The organism is Azospira sp. MPR-E4 (assembly GCF_058809645.1).
This window is the reverse complement of the sequence record NZ_JBXAST010000005.1, coordinates 39,715-63,914: the sequence shown is the minus strand read 5'-3', so window position 1 is coordinate 63,914 and position 24,200 is coordinate 39,715. Positions and strand designations below refer to the sequence as shown.

20 protein-coding genes are annotated in these 24,200 nt (G+C 67.9%); 11 read left to right on the top strand and 9 right to left on the bottom strand.

Annotated elements, in window-relative coordinates:
- Positions 1 to 102: 102 nt before the first annotated feature.
- Positions 103 to 1,035 (top strand): cysteine synthase A, encoded by a 933-nt coding sequence (gene cysK / locus AC1RTA_RS02945; RefSeq protein WP_492783907.1) that lies wholly within the window; start codon positions 103 to 105, stop codon positions 1,033 to 1,035.
- A gap of 68 nt (positions 1,036 to 1,103) precedes the next feature.
- Positions 1,104 to 1,640 carry an RBBP9/YdeN family alpha/beta hydrolase gene (locus tag AC1RTA_RS02940; protein ID WP_492783906.1) on the top strand — a complete coding sequence of 179 codons (537 nt, stop codon included), beginning with the start codon at positions 1,104 to 1,106 and terminating at the stop codon, positions 1,638 to 1,640.
- Between the two features lie 10 nt (positions 1,641 to 1,650).
- Here AC1RTA_RS02940 and AC1RTA_RS02935 read toward each other — a convergent pair whose 3' ends face one another.
- Positions 1,651 to 2,133: a hypothetical protein gene (locus tag AC1RTA_RS02935; protein ID WP_014238222.1), complete on the bottom strand. Its 483-nt coding sequence runs from the start codon at positions 2,131 to 2,133 to the stop codon at positions 1,651 to 1,653.
- A gap of 242 nt (positions 2,134 to 2,375) precedes the next feature.
- On the opposite strand from AC1RTA_RS02935, the gene gdhA reads away from it, so the two are divergent.
- Entirely contained in the window at positions 2,376 to 3,722 is a 1,347-nt protein-coding gene (gene gdhA, locus AC1RTA_RS02930; protein WP_492783905.1) for an NADP-specific glutamate dehydrogenase, read from the top strand.
- A 69-nt stretch (positions 3,723 to 3,791) separates the two neighbouring features.
- Here the strand turns inward: gdhA and AC1RTA_RS02925 are convergent, their stop codons facing one another.
- From AC1RTA_RS02925 to fdxA, 5 genes are all read right to left on the bottom strand, one after another.
- Positions 3,792 to 5,459 carry a long-chain-fatty-acid--CoA ligase gene (locus tag AC1RTA_RS02925; protein ID WP_492783904.1) on the bottom strand — a complete coding sequence of 556 codons (1,668 nt, stop codon included), beginning with the start codon at positions 5,457 to 5,459 and terminating at the stop codon, positions 3,792 to 3,794.
- Between the two features lie 330 nt (positions 5,460 to 5,789).
- The gene (locus AC1RTA_RS02920; protein ID WP_014238225.1) at positions 5,790 to 6,239 is read right to left on the bottom strand and encodes a CBS domain-containing protein; all 450 of its coding nucleotides are present in this window, start codon (positions 6,237 to 6,239) and stop codon (positions 5,790 to 5,792) included.
- A 125-nt stretch (positions 6,240 to 6,364) separates the two neighbouring features.
- Complete coding sequence (locus tag AC1RTA_RS02915; RefSeq protein ID WP_492783903.1) at positions 6,365 to 9,706, bottom strand: UvrD-helicase domain-containing protein; 3,342 nt, start codon at positions 9,704 to 9,706, stop codon at positions 6,365 to 6,367.
- A complete protein-coding gene (locus tag AC1RTA_RS02910; protein ID WP_492783902.1) occupies positions 9,699 to 12,491 on the bottom strand; it encodes a PD-(D/E)XK nuclease family protein in 2,793 nt (930 codons plus the stop codon). Before AC1RTA_RS02910 ends, AC1RTA_RS02915 begins: the two co-directional genes overlap by 8 nt.
- A 15-nt stretch (positions 12,492 to 12,506) precedes the next feature.
- Entirely contained in the window at positions 12,507 to 12,830 is a 324-nt protein-coding gene (gene fdxA, locus AC1RTA_RS02905) for a ferredoxin FdxA (RefSeq protein ID WP_014238228.1), read from the bottom strand.
- A 230-nt stretch (positions 12,831 to 13,060) separates the two neighbouring features.
- Here fdxA and trxA point away from each other — a divergent pair, with 230 nt between their 5' ends.
- From trxA to AC1RTA_RS02885, 4 genes are all read left to right on the top strand, one after another.
- On the top strand, positions 13,061 to 13,387 hold the full coding sequence (trxA, locus tag AC1RTA_RS02900; RefSeq protein WP_014238229.1) for a thioredoxin TrxA: 327 nt from the start codon (positions 13,061 to 13,063) through the stop codon (positions 13,385 to 13,387).
- 301 nt (positions 13,388 to 13,688) lie between these two features.
- Positions 13,689 to 14,951, top strand: coding sequence for a transcription termination factor Rho (gene rho, locus AC1RTA_RS02895; protein ID WP_014238230.1), 1,263 nt, complete (start codon positions 13,689 to 13,691; stop codon positions 14,949 to 14,951).
- Between the two features lie 113 nt (positions 14,952 to 15,064).
- Positions 15,065 to 15,280 carry a 50S ribosomal protein L31 gene (gene rpmE, locus AC1RTA_RS02890; protein WP_014238231.1) on the top strand — a complete coding sequence of 72 codons (216 nt, stop codon included), beginning with the start codon at positions 15,065 to 15,067 and terminating at the stop codon, positions 15,278 to 15,280.
- Positions 15,281 to 15,382: 102 nt separating this feature from the next.
- Positions 15,383 to 17,026: a glycosyltransferase family protein gene (locus AC1RTA_RS02885; protein WP_492783901.1), complete on the top strand. Its 1,644-nt coding sequence runs from the start codon at positions 15,383 to 15,385 to the stop codon at positions 17,024 to 17,026.
- A gap of 110 nt (positions 17,027 to 17,136) precedes the next feature.
- Here the strand turns inward: AC1RTA_RS02885 and AC1RTA_RS02880 are convergent, their stop codons facing one another.
- Together AC1RTA_RS02880 and orn are read right to left on the bottom strand one after the other, a co-directional pair.
- Positions 17,137 to 17,805: a c-type cytochrome gene (locus AC1RTA_RS02880; RefSeq protein WP_232058827.1), complete on the bottom strand. Its 669-nt coding sequence runs from the start codon at positions 17,803 to 17,805 to the stop codon at positions 17,137 to 17,139.
- A 57-nt stretch (positions 17,806 to 17,862) separates the two neighbouring features.
- Complete coding sequence (orn, locus tag AC1RTA_RS02875) at positions 17,863 to 18,408, bottom strand: oligoribonuclease (protein WP_130458859.1); 546 nt, start codon at positions 18,406 to 18,408, stop codon at positions 17,863 to 17,865.
- A gap of 140 nt (positions 18,409 to 18,548) precedes the next feature.
- On the opposite strand from orn, the gene AC1RTA_RS02870 reads away from it, so the two are divergent.
- The 4 genes from AC1RTA_RS02870 to rlmF all read left to right on the top strand — a co-directional run bounded on the left by AC1RTA_RS02870 (position 18,549) and on the right by rlmF (position 22,289).
- Positions 18,549 to 19,820 carry a M48 family metallopeptidase gene (locus AC1RTA_RS02870; protein ID WP_492783900.1) on the top strand — a complete coding sequence of 424 codons (1,272 nt, stop codon included), beginning with the start codon at positions 18,549 to 18,551 and terminating at the stop codon, positions 19,818 to 19,820.
- 11 nt (positions 19,821 to 19,831) lie between these two features.
- Positions 19,832 to 20,167 (top strand): 4a-hydroxytetrahydrobiopterin dehydratase, encoded by a 336-nt coding sequence (locus AC1RTA_RS02865; RefSeq protein WP_014238236.1) that lies wholly within the window; start codon positions 19,832 to 19,834, stop codon positions 20,165 to 20,167.
- Positions 20,164 to 21,051, top strand: a complete 888-nt coding sequence (gene rsgA, locus AC1RTA_RS02860) for a ribosome small subunit-dependent GTPase A (RefSeq protein ID WP_130458861.1) — start codon at positions 20,164 to 20,166, stop codon at positions 21,049 to 21,051. Before AC1RTA_RS02865 ends, rsgA begins: the two co-directional genes overlap by 4 nt.
- A gap of 278 nt (positions 21,052 to 21,329) precedes the next feature.
- A complete protein-coding gene (gene rlmF, locus AC1RTA_RS02855; protein WP_492783899.1) occupies positions 21,330 to 22,289 on the top strand; it encodes a 23S rRNA (adenine(1618)-N(6))-methyltransferase RlmF in 960 nt (319 codons plus the stop codon).
- A gap of 66 nt (positions 22,290 to 22,355) precedes the next feature.
- On the opposite strand, the gene leuA is transcribed toward rlmF, so the two are convergent.
- Positions 22,356 to 24,038, bottom strand: a complete 1,683-nt coding sequence (gene leuA / locus AC1RTA_RS02850) for a 2-isopropylmalate synthase (protein ID WP_416244065.1) — start codon at positions 24,036 to 24,038, stop codon at positions 22,356 to 22,358.
- Positions 24,039 to 24,200: the final 162 nt, after the last annotated feature.

The following is a 24,200-nucleotide window of genomic DNA, read 5'->3' as shown; positions in this document are numbered from 1 at the left end:
AAATAACCAGACGTTATCTCTTTAGTCCCACCTGATCTTTGTTCGCCGGGCGCCATGGTTTAGATTGGCGCCATTCTCCGCATACCGCCCAAAGGAAATTCCATGAAAATCGCCAAGGATGTGACCCAGCTGGTGGGCAAGACCCCCCTGGTCCAACTCAACCGCGTCGCTGCCGGCATCGAGGGCACCGTGACCCTGAAGCTGGAATATTTCAACCCGGCCCACAGCGTCAAGGACCGGATCGCCGTGGCCATGATCGACGCGGCCCAGGCCGCCGGCAAGATCAAGCCCGACACCATCGTCCTGGAACCCACCTCCGGCAACACCGGCATCGGCCTGGCCATGGTCTGTGCCGCCCGCGGCATCAAGGCCGCCTTCGTCATGCCCGAAACCATGAGCCGGGAGCGCAAGCTGCTGCTCAAGGCCTACGGCGCCGAGCTGATCCTCACCCCCGGCCCCGAAGGCATGGGCGGTGCCATCAAGAAGGCCCAGGAGCTGGCCGAGAGCGACTCCCGCTATTTCATTCCCCAGCAGTTCGAGAACCCGGCCAACCCGGAAGTGCATCGCAACACCACCGCTGAGGAAATCTGGGCCGACACCGACGGCCAGGTGGACATTTTCGTCGCCGGCGTCGGCACCGGCGGCACCGTCACCGGCGTCGGCGAAGTGCTGAAGGCCCGCAAACCCGGCGTCCAGGTCTTCGCCGTGGAGCCCGATGCCTCCCCGGTGCTCTCCGGCGGCGCCAAGGGCCCCCACCCCATCCAGGGCATCGGCGCCGGCTTCGTGCCCGCCGTGCTCAACACCCAGGTTTACGATGGCGTGGTGCGGGTCAAGAACGACGACGCCTTCGCCACCGCCCGCCGCCTGGCCACGGAAGAAGGCCTGCTGGTGGGCATTTCCTCCGGCGCCGCGGTATGGGCCGCCCTGGAAATCGCCAGGAAACCGGAAAACAAGGGCAAGCTGACCGTGGTGGTGATCCCCTCCTTCGGCGAACGCTACCTGTCCACCGCCCTCTACCAGCACCTGGAAGTCTGACCCCGGATGCTCCCGAACGCCCCGGCCCGCCGGGGCGTTCGGCTGTCCGGGCACGGCAGGAAACGCTCATGAGCAATGCCCATCCCGTCCTCATCGTGCCCGGCTTCGGCAACTCCGGGCCCGACCATTGGCAGAGCCGCTGGCAGGCTGCCGAGCCCCGTTTCCGCCGGGTCGAGCAGCAATCCTGGGAGGCGCCCCATTACACAGACTGGCGCCATGCCCTGGAAGCGGCCGTGGCGGCGACACCCAGCCCGCCCATCCTGGTGGCCCACAGCCTGGGCTGCCTGCTGGTGAGCCGCTGGGCGGAAGAAAGCCGCCTGCCGGTACAAGGCGCCCTGCTGGTGGCGCCCCCCGACCCCCAGGGGCCGGCCTTTCCGGCCGAGGCCAGGGGTTTCTCGCCCCTGGCCCGCAGCGCCCTGCCCTTTCCCAGCCTGGTGGTGGCCAGCCGGGACGATCCCTACGGCCACCTCATCTTCGCCGCCCAGTGCGCCGCCCTGTGGGGCAGCCGCTTCGTGGACGCGGGCTACTGCGGCCACATCAATGCCGACAGCGGCCTCGGCGACTGGCCCTGGGGCCGGGAACTGTTGCGCAGCCTCGAGGCCTGAAGCGCCCGTCTCAGTGGGCCATGGGCTTCCAGCCCGGGTGGTCGAAGTAGCGGCCGTAATCCTCCAGGGCGCCGAGCACCTTGGCGGCGCCGCGGCGGGGATCGCCGCCCTTGCTCTTGCCGGCCATGGCCTCGATGCCAGCACCCAGGTCGGCCAGTACCAGATGCAGCATGGCGTCGGCTTCCGGCGCCAGTTTGCAGGCGGCAACGATGCCGCCCACCTCCCGCTCCAGACCCGCCGCCAGCTTGGCGTAGCCGGCCCGGTTCAGGCGGTTGCCGTGGATTTCCGCCAGACGGGGCTCCATGGCAGCCTGGATGCGGCTCATGCCGTCCCGCAGGGGCGCATCGGTGGCCCACTTCTGGCCCTGGTTGAGCTGCAGGGTCGGCGTGGCGGCGCCGTGGTGGTGATGGCTGTGGTCCGCCGCCAGGCTGGATGACAGGGGCGCCGCCAGGGCCAGCAGGCAAAGGACGGTCACGAGGGGTTTCTTGTTCATGTGTTCACTCCGGTTTCTCTAGGGGCCCCTATGCTCCCCATCCGGCCGGGGAAATAACATGATCCGTCTTAAAACGAGGCGGCGGCGGAAGGTCGCAGCGCTGGCAGGAAACGGCGGCTGCCTTGCCCCGACAGGGAAACCCCGGAGCCCTGCTGGCCAGGGGCATTCCGAGCTTCTGGCGTCTACGTGCACCAAATTGGTGCATAATTCCCGGCGTTTTTTTCATCTTCCGAAAGCACGCCATGAACGACACCCTGGATTCCTTTCTTGCCCGCCTGCAGCTCCGGGACCCGCAACAGCCGGAGTTTCTCCAGGCCGTGAAGGAGGTCCTGGAAACCCTGTGGCCCTTCCTCCAGGAAAATTCCCGCTACCGCCGCCTGGGCCTGCTGGAACGCATCGTCGAGCCGGAACGGGCCATCATGTTCCGCGTGCCCTGGGTGGACGATGCCGGCCAGGTCCAGGTCAATCGGGGCTACCGCATCCAGATGAGTTCGGCCATCGGCCCCTACAAGGGCGGCATCCGCTTTCACCCCTCGGTCAATCTCTCCATCCTCAAGTTCCTGGCCTTTGAGCAGGTGTTCAAGAACTCCCTCACCACCCTGCCCATGGGCGGCGGCAAGGGCGGCGCCGACTTCGACCCCAAGGGCAAGAGCGACCTGGAGGTGATGCGCTTCTGCCAAGCCTTCATGGCCGAACTGCACAAGCACATCGGCGCCGACATCGACGTACCGGCCGGCGACATCGGCGTCGGCGGCCGGGAGGTGGGCTACATGTTCGGCATGTACAAGAAGCTGGAAGGGGAGTTTTCCTCCGTCCTCACCGGCAAGGGCCTGGACTACGGCGGCAGCCTGATCCGCCCCGAAGCCACCGGCTACGGCACCATCTACTTCGTCGAGAACATGCTGGCCACCCGCAACATGGGCCTGGAAGGCCTGCGCGTCACCGTTTCCGGCTCCGGCAATGTGGCCCAGTTCGCCGCCCAGAAGGCCATGCGCCTGGGGGCCAAGGTCATCAGCGTTTCCGACTCCGGCGGCACCGTGCACGACCCGGACGGCATGACCGAAGAGAAGTGGTCGGCCCTGCACCACATCAAGGAAGTGCAGCGGGGCCGGGTCGAGGACTATGCCCGCCAGTTCGGCCTCACCTTCCTGCCGGGCCAGCGGCCCTGGTCCATTCCCTGCGACGTGGCCCTGCCCTGCGCCACCCAGAACGAGCTGGACGGCAACGACGCCCGCACCCTGCTGCAGAACGGCGTGCGCTGCGTCGCCGAGGGCGCCAACATGCCCTCCACCCTGGAAGCGGTCCATGCCTTCCTCGAGGCCGGCATCCTCTACGCCCCGGGCAAGGCCTCCAATGCAGGCGGGGTCGCCGTCTCCGGCCTGGAAATGAGCCAGAACGCCCTGCGCCTGTCCTGGACCCGGGACGAGGTGGACCAGCGCCTGAAGCAGATCATGCTCTCCATCCACGCCGCCTGCGTCGGCCACGGCAGCGGCCGGGGCCAGCGGGGCAGCATCAACTACGTGGCCGGCGCCAACATCGCCGGCTTCGTCAAGGTGGCCGATGCCATGCTGGCCCAGGGCGTGGTCTGATCCCGGCGCCAAGGCCAAAACAAAAGGCCCCGCATGCGGGGCCTTTTTCATGGAACCAGGTGCGGCGGATCAGGCCGCTTCCTTCAGCGCCCGGCGCAGGATCTTGCCCACGTTGGTCTTGGGCAGGTCGTCGCGGAACTCCACCAGATGGGGCACCTTGTAGCCGGTGAGGTTCTCCTTGCAGTGGGCGATGAGCTGCTCCTTGGTCACCGACTTGTCCTTGAGCACCACGAAAATCTTCACCGCCTCGCCCGAATGCTCGCTCGGCACACCCACCGCGGCCACTTCCATGACCGCCGGATGCATGGCCACCACGGCCTCCACCTCGTTGGGATACACATTGAAGCCGGACACCAGGATCATGTCCTTCTTGCGGTCCACGATGCGCACGAAGCCCTTCTCGTCCATGACGCCCACGTCGCCGGTGCGCAGGAAGCCGTCGGCGTAGAACACCGTGGCGGTTTCATCCGGGCGCAGCCAGTAACCCTTCATCACCTGGGGGCCGCGGATGCAGATTTCGCCGGCCTGGCCCACCGGCAGGTCGTTGCCCAGGTCGTCGCGGATGACGATCTCGGTGGAGGAGATGGGCAGGCCGATGGCGCCGTTGAATTCGCCCAGATCCAGGGGATTGATGGTGGCCGCCGGCGAGGTCTCGGTCAGGCCGTAGGCTTCGATCAGGGGCTTGCCGGTGACCTGGCGCCACTTCTGGGCCACGGACTTCTGCACCGCCATGCCGCCCCCCAGGGCCGCGCGCAGGGCCGAGAAATCCAGCTTGGCGAAGTCCGGGTTGTTGAGCAGGGCGTTGAACAGGGTGTTCACCCCGGTGATGACGGTGAACTTGTACTGGGCCAGTTCCTTGACGAAGCCCGGAATGTCCCGGGGATTGGTGATCAGCACATTGGTGGCGCCGATCTTGAGGAAGGTCAGGCAGTTCGCCGTCAGGGAGAAGATGTGGTACAGCGGCAGGGCGGTGATGATGAGCTGCTGGTCCTTGTGCAGGAAAGGCTCGATCCAGGCGTGGGCCTGCTGCAGGTTGGCGATGATGTTGCGGTGGAGCAGCATGGCGCCCTTGGCCACGCCGGTGGTGCCGCCGGTGTATTGCAGATAGGCGATGTCCTCGTGGCCCACCTGCACCGGACGCAGGGTGGCGCCCTTGCCCCGGGCCATGGCGGCCTTGAACTTGACGTGGCGCGGCAGCTTCCAGGCCGGCACCATCTTCTTCACGTGGCGCACCACCAGATTGACCACGGTGCCCTTGACCAGGCCCAGCATGTCGCCGAGGGAGGTGACGATGACGTGCTTCAGGCCCGGCACCAGGGGCAGGGCCTGCTCCAGGGTGTGGGCGAAGTTCTCGACGATGACGATGGCCTCGGCGCCGGAATCCTTCAGCTGGTGTTCCAGTTCCCGGTGGGTATAGAGGGGGTTGCAGTTCACCACCACGTAGCCGGCCCGCAGGGCGCCGAACATGCACACCGGATACTGCAGCAGGTTGGGCATCATCAGGGCGACGCGGGCGCCCTGGGGCAGCTTCAGCACGTCCTGCAGATAGGCGGCAAAGTCCCGGGAGAGCCGGTCCAGCTCGCCGTAGGTGATGCCCACGCCCATATTGATGTAGGCCACCCGGTCCCGGTACTGGGCACAGCTCTGCTCGAAAAGCTGGCCCAGGGACTTGAATTCGTTGACGTCGATAAACTCCGGCACGCCTTGCGGGTAACTCCGCAGCCAGATCTTTTCCATGGTTTGGTCTCCTCCTATGGCAGTGGCCAAGGGTCTTGTGGGTTTTCTTATTGACGGTTCAAACGACCGTTTGAAATCATTGTAACCCGAGTTTCACCCCCTTGGTAGTGGGACAGCCGGGGCCCGGGGGAAATCCCCTAGGCCCTGCCGATTGATCGCCTCACCCGGCCCCCGGCGGCCATCGCCACGGCCCTGCCGCCAGCCCCGGCACAGGCTCCTCGGGCTGCGCCCCGGAGCACCTCCCGGGCTTTTCCCGGGCCGTAAACGCCGCTGCCCGCCGGACCTGGAAGGCGCGGCGGGCAGCTTGGCATGGGAGGCTACGGCGGCGGATCAGGCGGAGCCTTCCTCGTCCGGCCAGTTCTTGATGTAGTTCTTCAGCATCTTGTTCTCGAAGTTCTGTTCCTCGAGCACGGACTTGGCCACGTCGAGGAAGGAGAGCACGCCCATCAGGGTGGTGCCGTCCATCACCGGCACGTAGCGCTGGTGGTTTTCGATGAGCAGGTGGCGCAGCTCGTTGGTTTCCATATCGGGGCTGGCCGTGATGGGCGCGGAGAGCATCACGTCCTCGACCTTGACGCTGGCCAGGTTGCCCTTGTGCCGGTGCACCGCCTTCAGCACTTCGCGGAAGGTCAGCATGCCGACCATCTTGCCGCCGCCCATGACCACCAGGGAGCCCACGTCGTTTTCGGCCATGGCGGCCACGGCGTTGTCCAGGGTCTGCTGGGGCATGGCCGTGAACAGCACCGTTCCCTTGATCGCCAGAATATCCCGCACATGCATGTCTGTTCCCCTTGTCGCTTATGTTCGCTGTCGTCGCTGTCTCATTGTCTCCGGCACCTGGGGAGGGCCGGACCCGGATTAGTGATCGGATGTTAGTTCATCCCCTGCAATAGGGAAAGTGGCGTTTACCCCAAATCGGACAGCATTTCTTGCACCTCCAGCAGGGTGCCGTCGCCGAACACCAGGGCGGCGCGTACGGGCTTCTGCCCATAGAGGGGGGTCAGCAGTTCCCGGTACTCCGCCACCTGGCGGCGGTACTCGGCCAGGCGCTTGGTGTCGGCGCGGGAACTCTTGTAATCCACCACCCACACCGCCTCCGGCGTTTCCACCAGACGATCGACCCGCTTCACCTGGCCTTCGGCGTTGCTGATCTCGGCCTCGTTGCGGGCCACCAGGGAAGGGTCGAGCAGGAAGGCCAGCTCGGGCCGGGCCATCAGACGCCGGGCGGCGGCCTCGGCTTCCTCGCCGCCGGTCTCGCTGGCCGTGGCGCCGCCCACCTTGCGCCACCAGTCCGGCTCCAGGGCGAGGCCGGCGGTAAGGCGCTCGAGGCAGCCGTGGAGGAGGATGCCAAAGAGGACATCCTCCCCCGGCCCCAGGCGCCGCTCGCCCACGGGCTCCACCGCCAGGAACGGCGCAGGACGCCATTGTTCAGGCAGACCCGGCGAAGACTGGCTTCCCGCCTGACTCCCGGCCATGGCATCCAGGGAAAGATCGCCGTAGGCCAGGGTGCCGGCCTCGTCCGCCGTCGCCCCCAGGGCAGCCAGGGCCCGGGCCAGGCGCTGGTAGGGACTATTCTCGGGAGAGTCGCCCTTCTTCGGCGCGCTGCCGCTGGCGACGAACACCTGCTTGGCCCGGGTGACGGCGACGTAGAGCAGGTTCAGCTCCTCCCGCTCCGCCAGCTTCGCCTCGCCCTCGAACAGGGGCTCCCGGGCCGCGCCCCGGTCGGCCTTGATGCCGTAGAGGGAAAGATGCTCGGGCCGGGGTGCTTGCGGCGGCCAATCCACCAGCAGGCTCCAGGCGTCGGCGGGACCGCCGCCCTCGGCGTTGGCGTCGAGCAGCCAGACGACGGGCGCTTCCAGGCCCTTGGCGGCGTGGATGGTGAGGATGCGTACCCGGCCCTGGCCGTCGTTGCTGTCACCTTCGACGATGCCTTCGTCCGGCGCCTCGTCGGCATCCGCATCGCGCAGGCGGGACAGCTCGTCGATGAAGCGGGGCAGGCTGGGGTAGCGGCCGCCGTCCAGGTCCAGGGCCAGTTGCAGCAGGGCCAGCAGATTGGCCTCCACCCCGGGCCAGAGGGCCGCCGGCACGGCTTCCCGGTAGCGGGCCAGCAGCTCGCCCTGGTGGAAGACCCGGTCCAGCAGATCGTGGGCCGGCAGCACGTCGGCAGCCTTCAGCCAGCCGTCCAGGAGGGCGAAGGCCCGGGCCAGGCGCGGCCGCGCTTCGCCCCGGTTGCACAGGCCCATGAGGCGTTCCCACCAGGGGCCGGGGCCGGCGGCGGCCAGTTGCAGCAGGTCGTCGTCGCCCACGGCGAAGAGGGGCGTGCGCAGCACCTGGGCCAGGGCCAGGTCGGCGGAGGGTAGTACCAGGAATTCAAACAGGGCGGCGATGTCCCGGGCTTCCAGGGTCTGCAGCAGGCCGCCCCGGGAGGCCGCCAGATAGGGGATGCCGGCGGCCTTGAGGGCCCGCTCGTAGGCGGCCAGCTGGGTGCGCTTGCGCACCAGCAGCATGACGTCGCCCCAGCGGGCCGGGCGTTCGCCCTCCCCTTCCTTGACCCGCAGCGTGGCCATCAACTGCTGCAGACGTGCTGCCAGGCGGGCCGCCTCCTCGTCCCGCCGCGGGTCCCTGGCTTCCGTCGCCGGGGTGGTGAGGGGATCGCGCAGGGCAGCGCCGGCGCCTTGCTCCTCCTCTTCCGCCAGGCTCACCAGGGGCAGCAGCTCCACCCGGCCCGGCAACTCACCGGCCAGGGAACTCTGGGGGCGAAAGCCGGTGAAGGCGGGCTCGACGCTGAAGAGGGCATTGACCACCTCCACCACCGACCGGGCATTGCGCCGGGTGGCGTCCTGGGCCAGGCGGCGGGCGCCGAAGTTATGCTCGAGAAAATCCGCCGCCGTGGCGAAAAGCCGGGGCTCGGCCTGGCGGAAACGGTAGATGGACTGCTTGGGGTCCCCCACCAGGAACAGGCAGGGCGCCTCGCCACCGTCGCCATGGGTGTAGGCATCGAGCCAGGCCAGGAGGATCTGCCATTGCAGGGGGTTGGTGTCCTGGAACTCGTCCAGCAGGATGTGCTTGTAGCGGGCGTCCAGGCGGGCCTGCAGGAAGGCGGCGTGGCCCTCGTCCTGCAGCAGTTGCAGCACCTGCCATTCCGCGTCCACGAAGTCGATCAGGCGGCGGGCCTGCTTATGCTTTTCCAGGCGCTCGAGGAAGGCGGCGCCCAGGCTGAGGCCGTGGCGGTTGAACTCGAGAATCTGCTCGGCCCGCAGCACTTCCCGGGTGGCCAGGAGAGACTGACCGAGACGCTGGTGCAGGTCGAGGAAGCGGGCGGCGCCGTCGCTGCCGAAGCGCTTGTCGAGGGCGCCGGAAGGCTTGCGCGAGCGCAGGGTGCCGCTCTGGGTCAGGACCACGCTGCCGAGAATGTCGAAAGCGGCCTCCGCCGCCTGCCCCGGCTGCAGGGCCCCGCGCAGGGTGGCGGCCAGGCCCTGGTCGGTCTTGGTCTCGCTCTGTTCGAGAAAGCCCAGGTAGGCGTGGTAGTCGGCCTCCCAACCCGGGGTGAAGAAGGCCTCCAGGCCCTCCCCCGCTTCGCCGACGCCGAGCAGCTGTTGCAGCCGCTCCAGGGCGTGGGCGACGCCGTCTTCCTGGCCGCCGGTGTAGGCCAGCCATTCGGCGCGGCGGGCCACCAGGCGCATCAGCAGGCTGCGGGTGCTGTCCAGGCCGGCGCTCTGCAACAGGGCGGTGAAGTGGCCGGCCAGCTCCCCTTCCGGATCGGCCTGCAGTTCGGCGGCGAAGTTCTGCCACAGCTCTTCCAGCAGGCGCCCGGTGGATTCCACCAGGCTGCTGCCGGCCAGGCCGGAGACCAGGGGCGCGGCGGCGATGAGCTGGAGGAACCAGCCGTGGAAGGTATGCACGGAAAGGGGCGGCTGGGCATCCGCCACCCGCTCGTAGAGGCCCCGGGCCCGGCGCAGCAGGCCGGCGTCCGCCGTCATGCCGCGCTCGGCGAGGAAAACAGTGGCCTCGACATCGGGCATGGCCGCCAGGTCCCGCAGCCAGCCCATGACCCGCTCCTCGATTTCCCGGGCCGCCTTGCGGGTGAAGGTGATGGCCAGGATGTCGCCGGGGGCGGCGCCCTCCAGCAGCAGGCGCACGAAGCGGGAGGCCAGCAGCCAGGTCTTGCCGCTGCCGGCGCAGGCTTCCACCACCACCGAACGGCGGGGGTCCAGGGCGTCCAGCACCAGTTGGCGGGGATCAGTCATGGCGGGGCTCCCCCGGGGCACTGGCATTTACGCCGTCGTTCATTTCATCCACGTGTTCGTAGCGGCACAGGCCGGACATTTCGCAATAGGTGCACAGGGCGGCGACGCCGTGGGCCGGCAGGGAGGCGCCGGCCCGCATGGCCTGCACCGTCCGCACCAGGCGCGCGGCCTGGGCCTGGGCGTCGGCCTGCAGGTCGTCGCTGGCGGAGAGGGCTTCCACCTTGTCGTCGTCCAGCACCACGTAGGCGGCCTCTTCCGCGTCCTCGCCCACCAGGGCGGCGTAGGCGGCCAGCTGCAGGTCCTCTTCCAGGCCGGACTTGATGGCCTGGCGGCTGCGGGTCTTGTAGTCGAGCAGGGAATAGCCGTCGGGGCCGGTATCGGTGCGGTCGATGCGGCCGTGCAGTTCCACCTGGGCCCCGTCGGCCAGGGGGAAGAGGCGACTCTGCTTGGTTTCGGCGTCGTGCCAGTACCAGCCCTCGGCCTCCCGCTGGCGCTGCCAGACGAGATAGGCGGCGAGGCGCTTTTCCCAGCGCAGGCGCCAGCCCAGGGCCAGGTAGTTGTCGGCCAGGGCCCGGGCGAAGACCTCCCGGGTGAGCGCCTGCAGGGCCGCCAGGGCTTCGGCCTCGGGCACCGGGGTCAGCACCGGGTATTGTTTATGGAAACGTTCCAGCACTTCGTGCACCAGCAGGCCGTAGTCCCGCTTTTCCATTTCCTCGCTGACCTCGTCCAGCTCGTTGAGGCGCAGCACGTGGCGGGCGAAGAAGCGGTAGGGGCAGCCCACCAGGGCGGTGTAGGCGCTGACCGAATACTTGAGGGGCACCGCCTCCGGCGCCAGCACCGGCGCCGGCCGCCGGGTGGGGCCGGGACGGGCCTCGTCGCCTTCCGGCGGATCGGCCAGGGCGGCCACGGCGCCCTGCAGGCTGATCCCCCAGGCGAAGCGGTGCAGGGCGGCGAGGCGGTCCAGCTCCGGCGCCAGCAGCTGGGGTTCCCCGTTCCGTTCCTCCTGCCAGGTCACCGCCACCTGGGGCACGCTGGCCAGGAGCAGGGCCAGGTCGGCACGCAGGCGCTCCTGGGCCACGGCCCGGGTGGGCAGGCCCAGTTCCTGGCGCACGCTCTGGTTGAAGAAGGCGGCGGCCGGCTCGGCCGGCTTGAGGCGCCCCGCATCGCCGCCCAGCAACACCGCGGCCTCGAAGGGCCGCAGGCGGGTGGCGGCCAGGTGGGTCATGAGCACCGGACTGTCGATGGAGAGGTCGCGGAAGACTTCGCTTTCCAGCTCCCGGTTGAGCCAGTCGCGGAAGACGTGGAAGGGGAAGCGGTCCCGGCTCTCCGCCAGTTCCTCCCGGCGCTGGGCCAGCAGGTCCAGAATCACCGCCCCGGCGGCATCCTTGAGCAGGCGCTGGCGGGCGCCCAGGGCGTCCACCGCCTTCTCCAGGCGGGCGATCCAGTCGGGCAGGGTGGAATCGCGGCTGGCCAGCAGCTTGAGGGCCGCTTCCAGACGATCGAGCAGTGCCAGGGCCCGCTCCTGGGCGGCGGTGGGCTGGTCCACGGCCTGCAGCACCCGGCGCATGCCGGCCAGACCGGCCTTGACGCCGCCCCGGCGCACCGCCTGCTCCAGGGCGAAGACGGCACCCTTGCGGGCGTTGTCCCGCAGGTCGTCGCAGAGGAAGGGGGACTTCAAGAGGTCCAGCACGTCCTTGTAATAGGCGGCGCCGGCCACGGTCTCCAGGAGGCCGTCGAGGACAGCGCCGGCCCGGGAGGTGGACAGCTTCCAGCCGGTCTCATCCGCCACCAGCACCTCGCGCCGCTCCAGCAGGGCCCGCACCCGGCGCGCCACCAGGCGGTCCTGGGCGATCAGGGCGATGCGCCGCTTGCCCTCCTGCAGCCATTGCAGCACCAGGGCGGCAGCGCCCCGGGCCTCCTGTTCCCGGCCCCGGGCGGCGAGTATCTGCAGGCCCTCGGCCAGGGGGCTGGCGGGCACCCGGGCCGGCAGGGCCTGGGCCCGTTCCAGCAGGGGCACCATCTCCTGAGCCGGATCGGGCAGGGGCCAGGCGGCGGCCAGGGTGCGCATCAGGGGTGCTTCATCCTGCTGCCGCGGCATGGGGTAGTAGAGGAACACCGGCTGGCGCTCGGCGTAGCGCTGGTAGAAGGCCTTTTCCGCCGGCTTCAGGGCCGTTTCCGGCGGACCGTCCAGCACCGCCACCAGAGGCGCCGCGGCGGCCTCGGCGAGGCGGGCCAGTTGCAGGGCGTAGGCGCCGGGGGCGTCGGGCCGCCCCAGGCCGGCCAGGACCCGCCACAGTTCATGCACCACCCGGGCCTCGAAGGCCAGGGGCACGCTGTGGCGGATGGCGTAGGCCGCCTCCAGCTCGGCGACGAAGGCGGCTTCGTCCGCCGGCAGGGCCAGGGCATTCTCGGTGAGTTCGTCGAAGAGGGCCGCCATCTCCCCGGCCACGCCCCACAGGGCGCCCTCCTCGAACCAGCGGCGCTCGGCCAGGGCGGCCCGCAGCAGCAGCAGGCGCTCGCTCTCCGGCAGGGGGGCCGGCTGCAGCACCTGGGTCCCGGCCCAGCGGGCCAGGGTGTCGCACACCGGCAGCAGCAGGGGCTGGGCGGCCACCCTGCCCAGTTCCCGGCGCAGCAGGGAGGCCAGGGGCAGGCCCGGGACGCAGACGTGCAGGGACGCCAGGTTGAGGCCCAGGCCGCGCTCGGCGCCCAGGGCCAGGACGCCCTGGGCCACGGCCGGCAGAAAACCGGGACCGGCGGGCAGGGGCAGGATTTGCAGGGCGGACATCGAGGCGGACCCGGCTCAGCGTTGCAGCAGCTTGAGCTTGTCCGGCTTGCCGTTCCACTCGTCCGCATCCGCCGGCGCCGGCTGGCGCTGGGTGATGGCCGGCCACTGGCGGGCCAGCTCGGCGTTGAGTTCGATCATGTGGCGCTGTTCCACGGGCACGTCGTCCTCGGCGAAGATGGCCTCCGCCGGGCACTCGGCCACGCACAGGGAGCAGTCGATGCATTCCTGGGGGTCGATGGCGAGGAAGTTGGGCCCCTCGCGGAAGCAGTCTACGGGGCAGACATCGACGCAATCGGTGTACTTGCAGCGGATGCAGTTTTCAGTGACGACGTAGGCCATGGGAATCTCGAAATAATATCGGCATGCGGAATCGGGAATTGCCAGACGCAACCGGCCTTCGCCTGAAGTCGGGCCGTGGCGCCGGATTCCCGGGAGACGAAGTTTACGGCAACTTCCCATGCCCGTGGTTTTTCGTTAGGATAGGCCCGTTCCAACCTGTCCGCCCCTTCCGGCGCCGGACACATTTCCCCCAATCTCCAAAGACTTAGATTCCCAACGAGGCTTTTTCCATGAGCGAACACATCCATTACGTCACCGACGACAGCTTCGAGGCCGAAGTTCTTCAGTCCGAGCAACCCGTGCTGGTGGACTACTGGGCCGAATGGTGCGGTCCCTGCAAGATGATCGCCCCGATCCTGGACGAGGTGTCCACCGAATACGCCGGCAAGCTCAAGGTGGCCAAGCTGAACATCGACGACAACCAGAAGACCCCGGCCAAGTACGGCATCCGCGGCATCCCCACCCTGATGCTGTTCAAGGGCGGCAACGTCGAGGCCACCAAGGTCGGCGCCCTCTCCAAGTCCCAGCTCACCGCCTTTATTGACAGCAACCTGTAAAGTCTTTAGGCTGCCTGCCTGAAAGTTCCGGCCGCGCCGCACCAGGGCGCCTAGCGCATACGAACACTAAAAACCTGCGCGATTAAGGGTTGGACTTTCAGGCTGCAACACACCGGGTTCTCCGGGCCAAGAAGCACCGTCGCTCTCCCCCGCCCTGACCGTTTTCGTTTCAGCCCTGACCGGGTCCGGCCCGCACGCCGCACCTTCGATTCCCGACACTTTCTCTGTCTGCCTTCCACTGCCTGTCGTTTCAACGCGGCTTCCGTCCGCCCTTCCTGAAACTCGACACTCCCCCTACGCCATGCATCTATCCGAACTGAAAAACCTCCACGTCAGCCAATTGCTGGAAATGGCGACGACCAACGAAATCGAGGGCGCCAACCGGCTGCGCAAGCAGGAGTTGATCTTCGCCCTGCTCAAGAAGCATGCGAAGAAGGGCGAGAGCATCTTCGGCGACGGCGTCCTGGAAGTGTTGCCCGACGGCTTCGGTTTCCTGCGTTCCCCGGAAACCTCCTACCTGGCCAGTACCGACGACATCTACGTCTCCCCCTCCCAGATCCGCCGCTTCAACCTGCATACCGGCGACACCATCGAGGGCGAGATCCGCACCCCCAAGGACGGAGAACGCTACTTCGCCCTGGTCAAGGTGGACAAGATCAACTACGAGTCCCCGGAAGCGTGCAAGAGCAAGATTCTCTTCGAGAACCTGACGCCCCTGCACCCCTCCTCCCACCTGCACCTGGAGCGGCCGATCCGCGCCGAGGAAAACACCACCTCCCGCGTCATCGACATGATCGCCCCCATCGGCAAGGGCCAGCGCGGCCTGCTGGTGGCCCCGCCCAAGTCCGGCAAGACCGTGATGCTGCAGCACATCGCCCACGCCATCACGGCCAACCATCCGGACGTGCAGCTGATCGTCCTGCTCATCGACGAGCGTCCCGAAGAAGTGACGGAAATGCAGCGCACCGTGCGCGGCGAAGTGGTGGCCTCCACCTTTGACGAACCGGCCACCCGCCACGTCATCGTCGCCGAAATGGTCATCGAGAAGGCCAAGCGCCTGGTGGAACACAAGAAGGATGTGGTCATCCTGCTCGACTCCATCACCCGCCTGGCCCGCGCCTACAACACCGTGCAGCCCGCCTCCGGCAAGGTGCTGACCGGCGGTGTGGACGCCAACGCCCTGCAGAAGCCCAAGCGCTTCTTCGGCGCTGCCCGCAACATCGAGGAAGGCGGCTCCCTCACCATCATCGCCACCGCCCTGGTGGAAACCGGCTCCCGCATGGACGACGTGATCTACGAAGAGTTCAAGGGCACCGGCAACATGGAAATCCACCTGGATCGCCGCATGGCCGAGAAGCGCATCTACCCGGCCATCAACGTGAACCGCTCCGGCACCCGCCGCGAGGAACTGCTGCTGAAGCCCGACGTGCTGCAGAAGATGTGGGTGCTGCGCAAGCTGCTGTACAACATGGACGACCTGGAAGCGATGGAATTCCTGCTGGACAAGGTCAAGGCCACCAAGGCCAACGCCGAGTTCTTCGACGCCATGCGCAGCGGCCGCTGAGGCCCGGCGGCGCCCCGACAAAACATTTGCAACTACTGGAAAGTTCAGGGATAATCCCGCGTTTTCCAGGGGCCGGTCACAACCGCCGGCCAAGAGACTCGAAAGGACACACCATGAAGCCCGGTATCCACCCCGAATACAACGACATCCAGGTCACCTGCTCCTGCGGCGCCACCTTCACCACCAAGTCCACCATGGGCAAGCCCCTGAACGTGGAAGTGTGCTCCTCCTGCCACCCGTTCTACACCGGCAAGCAGAAGATCATGGACACCGCCGGCCGCGTTGAAAAGTTCAACCAGAAGTTCGGCAACCTGCGCAAGTCCGCCTAAGCTTCTGCGGACGATCCGGCGCCTGGCGCCGCGCAATGAAAAAGGCAGCCACGGGCTGCCTTTTTTGCTTTGACCGCCCTTATCTCCAGTCACCTATCGGCCATGATCGACCGCCACTTCCCCGGCCCCGCCACGCGCTACCCCGTCCCTTTCCGGGGACTGCCCCTGCTCCTGCTGCTCGCCCTGTTCCTGCTGCCGGGACTGGTGGGCCACGATCCGTGGAAGGCCGAGGACGCCACCCACCTGGGCATCGTCTGGCGCCTGCTGCAGGGCGACGGCGGCCTGGTCCTGCAACTGGGGCGGGATGCCTGGCCCGACGCCATGCCGCTCTACTACTGGACCGCAGCCCTGGCCGCCAAGGCCTTCGCCTGGCTGCTGCCCTGGTTCGACGGGGCGCGCCTGGCCACCGCCCTCTATGCCGCCCTGACCCTGGGTTTCCTCGCCCTGGCCAGCCGGGAGCTGCATGGCCGCGACGAAAGCGCCTCCGCCCCCCTGCTGCTGGCCGGCTGCATCGGCCTGCTGGTGCATAGCCACGAAGCCCAGCCGGCCATCGCCTTCCTCGCCGCCCAGGCCGCCACCCTGGCCGGCCTGACCCTGCTGCGGCGCCACCCCTGGAGCGGCGCCCTGGTCTTCGGCGGTGGCGCCCTGACGGCCTTCCTCGCCGCCGGCCTGGCCGCCCTGCCCGGCCTGCTCCTGCCCCTGGTGCTGCTGCCCTGGCTGGCGCCGCGCAAAACCCTGGTCGCCCCCCTGTTGCTGCTGTCCCTGGCCCTGGCCGCCATCGGCCCCCTGCTATGGTCCGTGCTGCTGACCCCGGCCCAGGCCGGCGTCTGGTGGAACGGCGAACTGGCCCAGCTGCGCAGTCTGGAAGCCGGCTGGCGCAACGCCCTGGTCCTGCTCAACATGCTGCCCTGGTACGCCTGGCCGGCCCTGCCCCTGGCCCTGTGGACCCTGTGGGCGCGGCGCCGGGAATGGCTGACCGCGACGCCCGCCCCGGCCCTGCTGCTGCCCCTGGCGGCCTTCCTCGCCAGTTTCCTCACCGTGGTCAGCACCGTGGATGCCAAGAGCGTGGCCGCCCTGCCCCTGCTGGCCCCCCTGGCCCTGCTCGGCGCCGGCGGCATCAAGACCCTGCGCCGGGGCGCCACCAATCTTTTCGACTGGTTCGGCATGATGACCTTCACCGTGGCCGCCGCCCTCATCTGGCTGGGCTGGAGCGCCATGGTCTTCGGCCTGCCGCCCAAGATCGCCCGCAATTTCGTCAAGCTGGCGCCGGGCTTCGAAGGCAGCTTCGCCCTCTTCCCCGTGCTCTTTGCCCTGGCCCTCAGCGCCGCCTGGTTCTGGCTCATTTTCTCCTCGCCCCGTTCGCCCTACCGGGGCCTGACCCACTGGACCGCCGGCGTCACCCTGCTGTGGGGGCTGGTGGCCGCCCTGTGGTTCCCCTGGGTGGACTACGGCAAGAGCTACCGCCCGGTGGTGGCCGGCCTGACCCAGGCCCTGCCGGCCAAGCACGGCTGCGTCGCGGTGCGGGGCGAACTGTCGCCGGCCCTGAAGGCCTCCCTCGACATCTTCGGCGACCTGCGCCCCCTGCCCCTGGCCAGCAGCGAAGGCAAGCGCTGCGACTGGATGCTGGCCCTGGTGCCGGTGAAGAGCAGCGGCACCGCCGGCACCGGCTGGGAACGGGTCTGGGAAGGCGCCCGTCCCGGCGACAAGACGGAAAGGCTGCGTCTGTACCAGCGCCGCGCCGGCTGAGGCCGCCGCAAAGATCGCCTTTTTCCAGACAAGAAAAAACCCGGGCCCCTGCTCCTGCAAAGGAGAGGGGCCCGGGCTTTTTGACGGCGCCAGACGCGGGCTGAAGCAGCTCAGCGCTTGGTGGTCAGGTAGGCGGCCACGGCCTTGATGTCGTCGTTGGTCAGGGGCGCGGTGGCGATCTGCATCAGGGGATCGATGCGCTCGCCGGTCTTGTCCCGGTAACGGGTGATGGAGCGGATCAGGTATTCCTTCTGCTGGCCTGCCAGGCGGGCAATTTTCTCGTTGCCGCGGGCGTCCTCGCCGTGGCAGCGCACGCACAGCTTGGCGAAGGTATCCTGGCCGCGGCGCACCAGGGCGGCGTCCGCATTGCCCGGCACCACCTTGGACTCGGAATAGAACAGGGAAATCTGCACCCGCTCGTCGTCGGACAGCACCTTGATCAGGCCCTGCATGAATTCATCCTTGCGCTGGCCGGAGCCGAACTTGCGGATCTGCTCCAGCAGGTAGGCCGGGTTCTGGCCCGCCAGGTTGGGCACTTCCGGGTACTTGCTGTTGCCGTCCTCGCCGTGACAGTTGGCGCAGAAGAAGGAGGCCTTCTTGCCGGCGGCGACGGCGGCGGCGATGTTGATCTTCATGGCCGCCAGCTTTTCTTCCGGCGTGGTCGGGGCCGGCGCGGCGGCGGGGGCCGGGGCGGCTTCCTTCTTGGGCGGCGCGGCGTGCGCGGGCGCCGCCAGCAGACCCAGGGACAGGCTCAGGGCAAGGGGCAGGGGAAATGCCATTCCCAGAATTTTTCTCATTGTTCCTCCCAACGTGGTAAATGTTTTTTCCGCGGATTCTCAGACCCGCAGGAATTTTTCGCGGTAGTACCGCAATTCTTCGATGGATTCGTGGATGTCGGAAAGGGCCGTGTGCAGGCCCTTCTTGGCGAAGCCCTGGGCCACCTCGGGCGCCCAGCGCCGGCACAGCTCCTTGAGGGTGCTCACATCCAGATTCCGGTAATGGAAATAGTCTTCCAGGGCCGGCATGTAGCGGGCCATGAAACGGCGGTCCTGGCCGATGGAATTGCCGCACATGGGCGTGGCGCGGCGGGGCACCCACTGGGCCATGAAGGCCAGGGCCTCGGCCTCGACCTTGGCCTCGTCGGTGGCGGACGCGCGCACCCGGTCGATCAGGCCGGACTTGCCGTGGGTGTTCTTGTTCCAGTCGTCCATGCCGTCCAGCACCGCCTCGGCCTGGTGCACGGCCCACACGGGGGACTCGGCCAGGACGTTGAGATTGACGTCGGTGACCACCATGGCCATTTCGATGATGCGATCCTGGTCCGGGTTGAGGCCGGTCATTTCCATGTCCAGCCAGACGAGGTGGTTTGCGTCCTGTGCCATAATCCGAGGAGAAACTTGCGAAGCCTCTATTTTGTCACAGCTTCATGCCGGCTGACTGCCTTCCTGCATCATCGGCCTGCCGAACCTACCCCGGACCAGCCCCGAATCCGCTTTTTCCCTGTCGAGACGACTTTCCTGCCGTGACCTTCACCCTCGTATTCCTCGCAGCCCTCCTCCTCAGCCTGGCCCTGCGCCTGGGTCTGGCCCGGCGCCAGATCGCCCACGTCCAGGCCCACCGCGGGGCGGTGCCGGCCGAATTCTCCGCCCGCGTCTCCCTGGAGGCCCACCAGAAGGCCGCCGACTACACCGTGGCCCGCAACCGCTTCGGCATGGCCGCCACCCTCCTGGAAGCCCTGGTCCTGCTCGGTTTCACCCTGGGCGGCGGCATCCAGGCCCTGCATGGCCTGTGGCAGGGCTGGCTGCCGGACAGCCCCCTGGGCTACGGCCTGGGCCTGATCGGCAGCGTCACCCTCATTTCCGGCGCCATCGACCTGCCTTTCGCCTGGTATCGCCAGTTCGTGCTGGAGGAGCGCTTCGGCTTCAACCGCATGACCCCGGCCCTGTTCCTCACCGATCTGCTCAAAAGCACCCTGCTGGGCGCCGCCATCGGCACCCCGGTGGTGCTGGCGGTGCTGTGGCTGATGGGCTCCATGGGGGAGAACTGGTGGCTCTACGTCTGGCTCTTCTGGTCCGGCTTCAATCTTTTGCTGCTGTTCATCTACCCCACCTGGATCGCCCCCCTCTTCAACAAGTTCGCGCCCCTGGAAGCGGGCGAGCTGAAATCCCGCATCGAGGCCCTGCTGGCCCGCTGCGGTTTTGCCGCCTCCGGCCTCTTCGTCATGGACGGCTCCAAACGCAGCGCCCACGGCAACGCCTATTTCACCGGCTTCGGCAAAAACAAGCGCATCGTCTTCTTCGACACCCTGCTCTCCCGCCTCTCCCCGGTGGAGGCCGAAGCGGTGCTGGCCCACGAGCTGGGCCATTTCAAGCGGCGCCACATCGTCAAGCGCATCGCCCTGCTCTTCGCCATGTCCCTGGGCTTCCTCTGGCTCCTCGGCCAGCTCATGGAAGCGCCCTGGTTCTATGCCGGTCTCGGCGTCTCGGCCCGGAACACGGCCCTGGCCCTGATCCTCTTCTTCATGGTGGCACCGGTGTTCACCTTCCTGCTGACGCCCCTTTCCAGCCTGCTCTCCCGCCGCCACGAATACGAGGCCGACGCCTACGCGGTGGAGCACGCCGACGGCGAGCAGCTGGTGGCCGCCCTGGTCAAGCTGTACGAGGACAACGCCAGCACCCTGACCCCGGACCCGCTCCATTCCCTGTTCTACGATTCCCACCCGCCCGCCGCCCTGCGCATCGCTCACATCACCCGCCTGAGCCAGCGCCGGACCGGCGCCGGGGCAACCGCCTGAAGGAAAGCGCCATGCTCCTGGACGATCTGGCCCGCGACACCTGCCGTCACCTCTCCGGCCCCCAGCACCGGCTGGACGACGCCACGGTGGCCATGCTGCTGCCCCTGCTTCCTGGCTGGAGCCGGGAGGACGGCCATATCGCCAAGACTTTCCATTTCACCGGCTACGAGGCGGCCATGCTCTTCGCCAACGGCGTCGCCTGGCTGGCCCAGCGGCAAAACCATCACCCGGAACTGCAAGTGAACTACAACACCGTGCGCGTCACCTACGGCACCCACGACGTGGGCGGCCTCTCCCGCAACGACTTCATCTGCGCCGCCAAGATCGAAGCGCTGGCGGCCCTATGAGCGAGCGCATCCCAGGTCAGGTGGTGGCCGCCCACGGCCGCCAGTACATGGTGGAACTGGCCGGCGGGGAAACCCTGCTGTGCTTCCCCCGGGGCAAGAAGAGCGACATCGCCTGCGGCGACCGGGTCGAGATCAGCCGTCCGGCCAAGGACCAGGGCGCCATCGAGGCCATCACGCCGCGCAGTTCCCTACTCTACCGCTCCAACGAATACCGGCAGAAGCTCATCGCCGCCAACGTCAGCCAGGTGCTGATCGTGGTCGCCACCGAGCCGGGCTTCAGCTTCGAGCTGGTCTGCCGCACCCTGGTGGCCACCCAGGACCAGGGCGTGGCCGCCCGCATCATCCTCAACAAGTGCGACCTGGCGGACAAGATCGCCCCGGCCCGCCAGGCCCTGGCCCCCTTCGTCGCCCTCGGCGTGCCGGTGCTGGAGCTTTCCGCCCTGCACGGGGCCGAGGCCCTGCGCCCGCTCCTGGCCGGCCACACCAGCCTGCTGGTGGGCCAGTCCGGCATGGGCAAATCGACCCTGGTGAATGCCCTCATTCCCGAAGCCCGCGCCGCCACCCGGGAAATTTCCGAAGCCCTGGATTCGGGCAAGCACACCACCACCCACGCCCGCCTCTACCACCTGGACCCGGCCAAACCCGAGGCCGGCGACCTGATCGACTCCCCCGGCCTGCAGGATTTCGGCCTGCAGCACCTCTCCCGCAGCGACATCGAGCACGCCTTCGCCGAACTGGCGCCCCACCTGGGTCAGTGTCGCTTCCGCGACTGCCGCCACGACCGGGAGCCGGACTGCGCCCTGCGCAGCGCCCTCGAAGCAGGCCAGATCGACCCGCGCCGCTGGGCCGTGTTCCGCACCCTGTACCAGGGCGCCAGCAGCTAGGCAGGCCAGGGGCCAGGCAGGACGGCCATCCCGGGCATGCCATGACGGAAAGGCAGGAGGGACGGGCGTCCTGGCGGGGGTATCGGTAGAATCCGGGCCCGCCGCCGAACCGCCGCCCCGGCCGGAAACGCCGCTGCAAACCGCTCGCCTCTCTTGCCGCCCCACCCGCCGGCCTTGCCGCCGCCAGCCCAACGGCCATTAATGCCCTTCCCCACCCTTTCCCCGGCGCCGTCGCCGATCCGTGGGATACTCGCCCCCTCTCTCACCGCCCATCGCCCATGACCAATCCCGCCGCCCCCGCCAGCCCCAAGCCCGGCCTGCATCCGCGCAACCGCCACGCCCACGGCTACGACTTCGCCACCCTGGCGGCCATCACGCCCGAGCTGGCCCGCTTCATCGTCACCACGCCCGCCGGCAACCCCAGCATCGACTTCGCCAACCCGAAGGCGGTCAAGGCCCTCAACAAGGCCCTGCTGGAAGCGGACTACGGCGTTTCCGGCTGGGACATCCCCCCCGGCTATCTGTGTCCGCCCATCCCGGGCCGGGCCGACCTGCTGCACCACCTGGCCGACATGCTGGCGGAAGGCAACGAGGACCGCATCCCTACCGGGGAGCGGGTGCGGGTGCTGGACATCGGCGTCGGCGCCAACGGCGTCTATCCCCTCATCGGCCACGCCGAATACGGCTGGCGTTTCGTCGGCGTCGATACGGAGCAGAAGTCCCTGGACAACGTGGCCCGCATCCTCGCCGCCAACGAGCATCTGGCCGGCGCCATCGAGCTGCGCCACCAGCCGGTGCCGGACAACATCTTCGTCGGCGTGCTGCGCTCCGGCGAGAAGTTCGACCTGACCCTGTGCAACCCGCCCTTCCACGCCTCCGCCGCCGACGCCCGCTTCGCCGGCGAGCGCAAGCAGAAGAACCTGGGCCAGACGCCGGGCAAGGGCGGCTCCAACTTCGGCGGCCAGGACAACGAGCTGTGGTATCCCGGCGGCGAACGGGCCTTCCTCACCCGCCTGATCGAGCAGAGCGCCGGCATCCCCAAGCGGGCTCTGTGGTTTTCCGCCCTGGTCTCCAAGGCGGAAAACCTGCGCCATGTGGAAGCGGCCCTGGCCAAGGTCAAGCCCACCGCCAGCCGCATCATTGCCATGAGCCAGGGGCAGAAGCAGAGCCGCCTGGCGGTGTGGAGCTTCGTCGGCCGGGCCGAGCGGCAGAAGTGGATGCTGGCCCGCTGGGGCTGAGCCGGCAGCACGAAAAAAAAACGGGGCCCGCGGGCCCCGTTTTGCATGCGGCGACGGCCGCCGGTCTCAGGCCGCCTGGTGGGTGCGGAACTGCTGGCCGCTGCGGTTGAGGCCGCTGACGATGGCCTTGAGGGAGGCGGTGACGATGTTGCCGTCGATGCCGACGCCGTAGAACTCCCGGCCGTCGCAGGCCATCTCGACGAAGGCGCAGGCCCGGGCCTCGCCGCCGTCCTGGCTCGGCGCCATGGAGCGTTCCTCGTAGCTGCGCACCTGGACCTGCAGGCCGGCGCCGCGCAGGGCATGGATGGCGGCATCGATGGGGCCGTTGCCTTCGCCGCTGAGCAGGTGGGCGGTGCCGTCGATGTCCACCGAGAGGCGGATGCCCTGGGCGCTGCCGTGCTCGAACAGGTGGTGCTCCCGGTAATGCACCGGCGCCACCGGCTCCAGGTAGGTGCGACAGAAGAGCTGCCAGATGTCGGCGGCGGTGAGTTCGCTGCCGTGGCTGTCGGCGTGCTGCTGGACCACCCCGGAAAACTCCACCTGCAGGCGGCGCGGCATGACCACACCGTACTCCGTCTCCAGCAGGTAGGCGATGCCGCCCTTGCCCGACTGGCTATTCACCCGGATCACGGAATCATAGCTGCGGCCCACGTCGGCGGGATCGATGGGGAGGTAGGGAACGTTCCACGGCGCATCCGCCTTTTGAGCGGAAAAACCCTTCTTGATGGCGTCCTGGTGGGAGCCGGAGAAGGCCGTGAAGACGAGATCACCCACATAGGGATGGCGCGGGTGAATGGGCAACTGGTTGCAGTGCTCGACGGTACGGGCGACGGCGTTGATGTCGGAGAAGTCGAGGCCGGGATGGACGCCCTGGGTGTACATGTTGAGGGCCACGGTGACGATGTCCACATTGCCGGTACGCTCGCCGTTGCCGAAGAGACAGCCCTCGACCCGGTCGGCGCCGGCCATGAGGCCCAGCTCGGCGGCGGCTACGGCGGTGCCCCGGTCGTTGTGGGGGTGCAGGCTGAGGATGACGCTGTCGCGGCGGGCCAGGTGGCGGTGCATCCACTCGATCTGGTCGGCGTAGATGTTGGGCGTGGCCATTTCCACCGTGGTCGGCAGGTTGAGGATCACCTTGTTGTCCGGGGTGGCGCCCCAGGCGGCGGTGACGGCGTCGCACACTTCCAGGGCGAAATCGAGTTCGGTGGCGGTGAAGGTTTCCGGGCTGTACTCGAGCACCACCTCGGTCTCCGGCATCTCGGCGGCCAACTGCTTGATCAGGGTGACGGCTTCCACCGCCATGGCCACCACCTCGGCCTTGCTCATGCCGAAGACGAAGTCGCGGAAGGGCTGGGAGGTGGCGTTATAGACATGGACGATGGCCCGGGGGGCGCCCTTGATGGACTCCATGGTGCGGCGGATGAGGTGTTCCCGGGCCTGGGTGAGGACCTCGATGGTCACATCCTGGGGGATGTGGCCGTCTTCGATGAGGCTGCGCACGAAGTTGAAGTCGGTCTGGGAAGCGGAGGGGAAAGCCACCTCGATTTCCTTGAAGCCCACCTGGCAGAGGGTCTTGAACATGCGCATCTTCTTCTCGACATTCATCGGCTCGAAGAGGGACTGGTTGCCGTCCCGCAGGTCCGTGCTCATCCACATCGGCGGGGTGGTGATGACCCGGCTGGGCCACTGGCGGTCGGCGAGTTGCACCGGGGCGAAAGGCCGATATTTGCTGGACGGGTTGGACAACATGGCGGGCTCCTGAATGAATCAAACGATGGAGCAATGTTAGAGAATTCGGGCCCGCAGGTGCTTGCGTTCTTCAGCCCAAAAATGACATTTACGGCAATTTAATTGCGCTAAATCACCTATTGCACAATAATAATTTTACGCATTCACAAACCCCGGGAATTT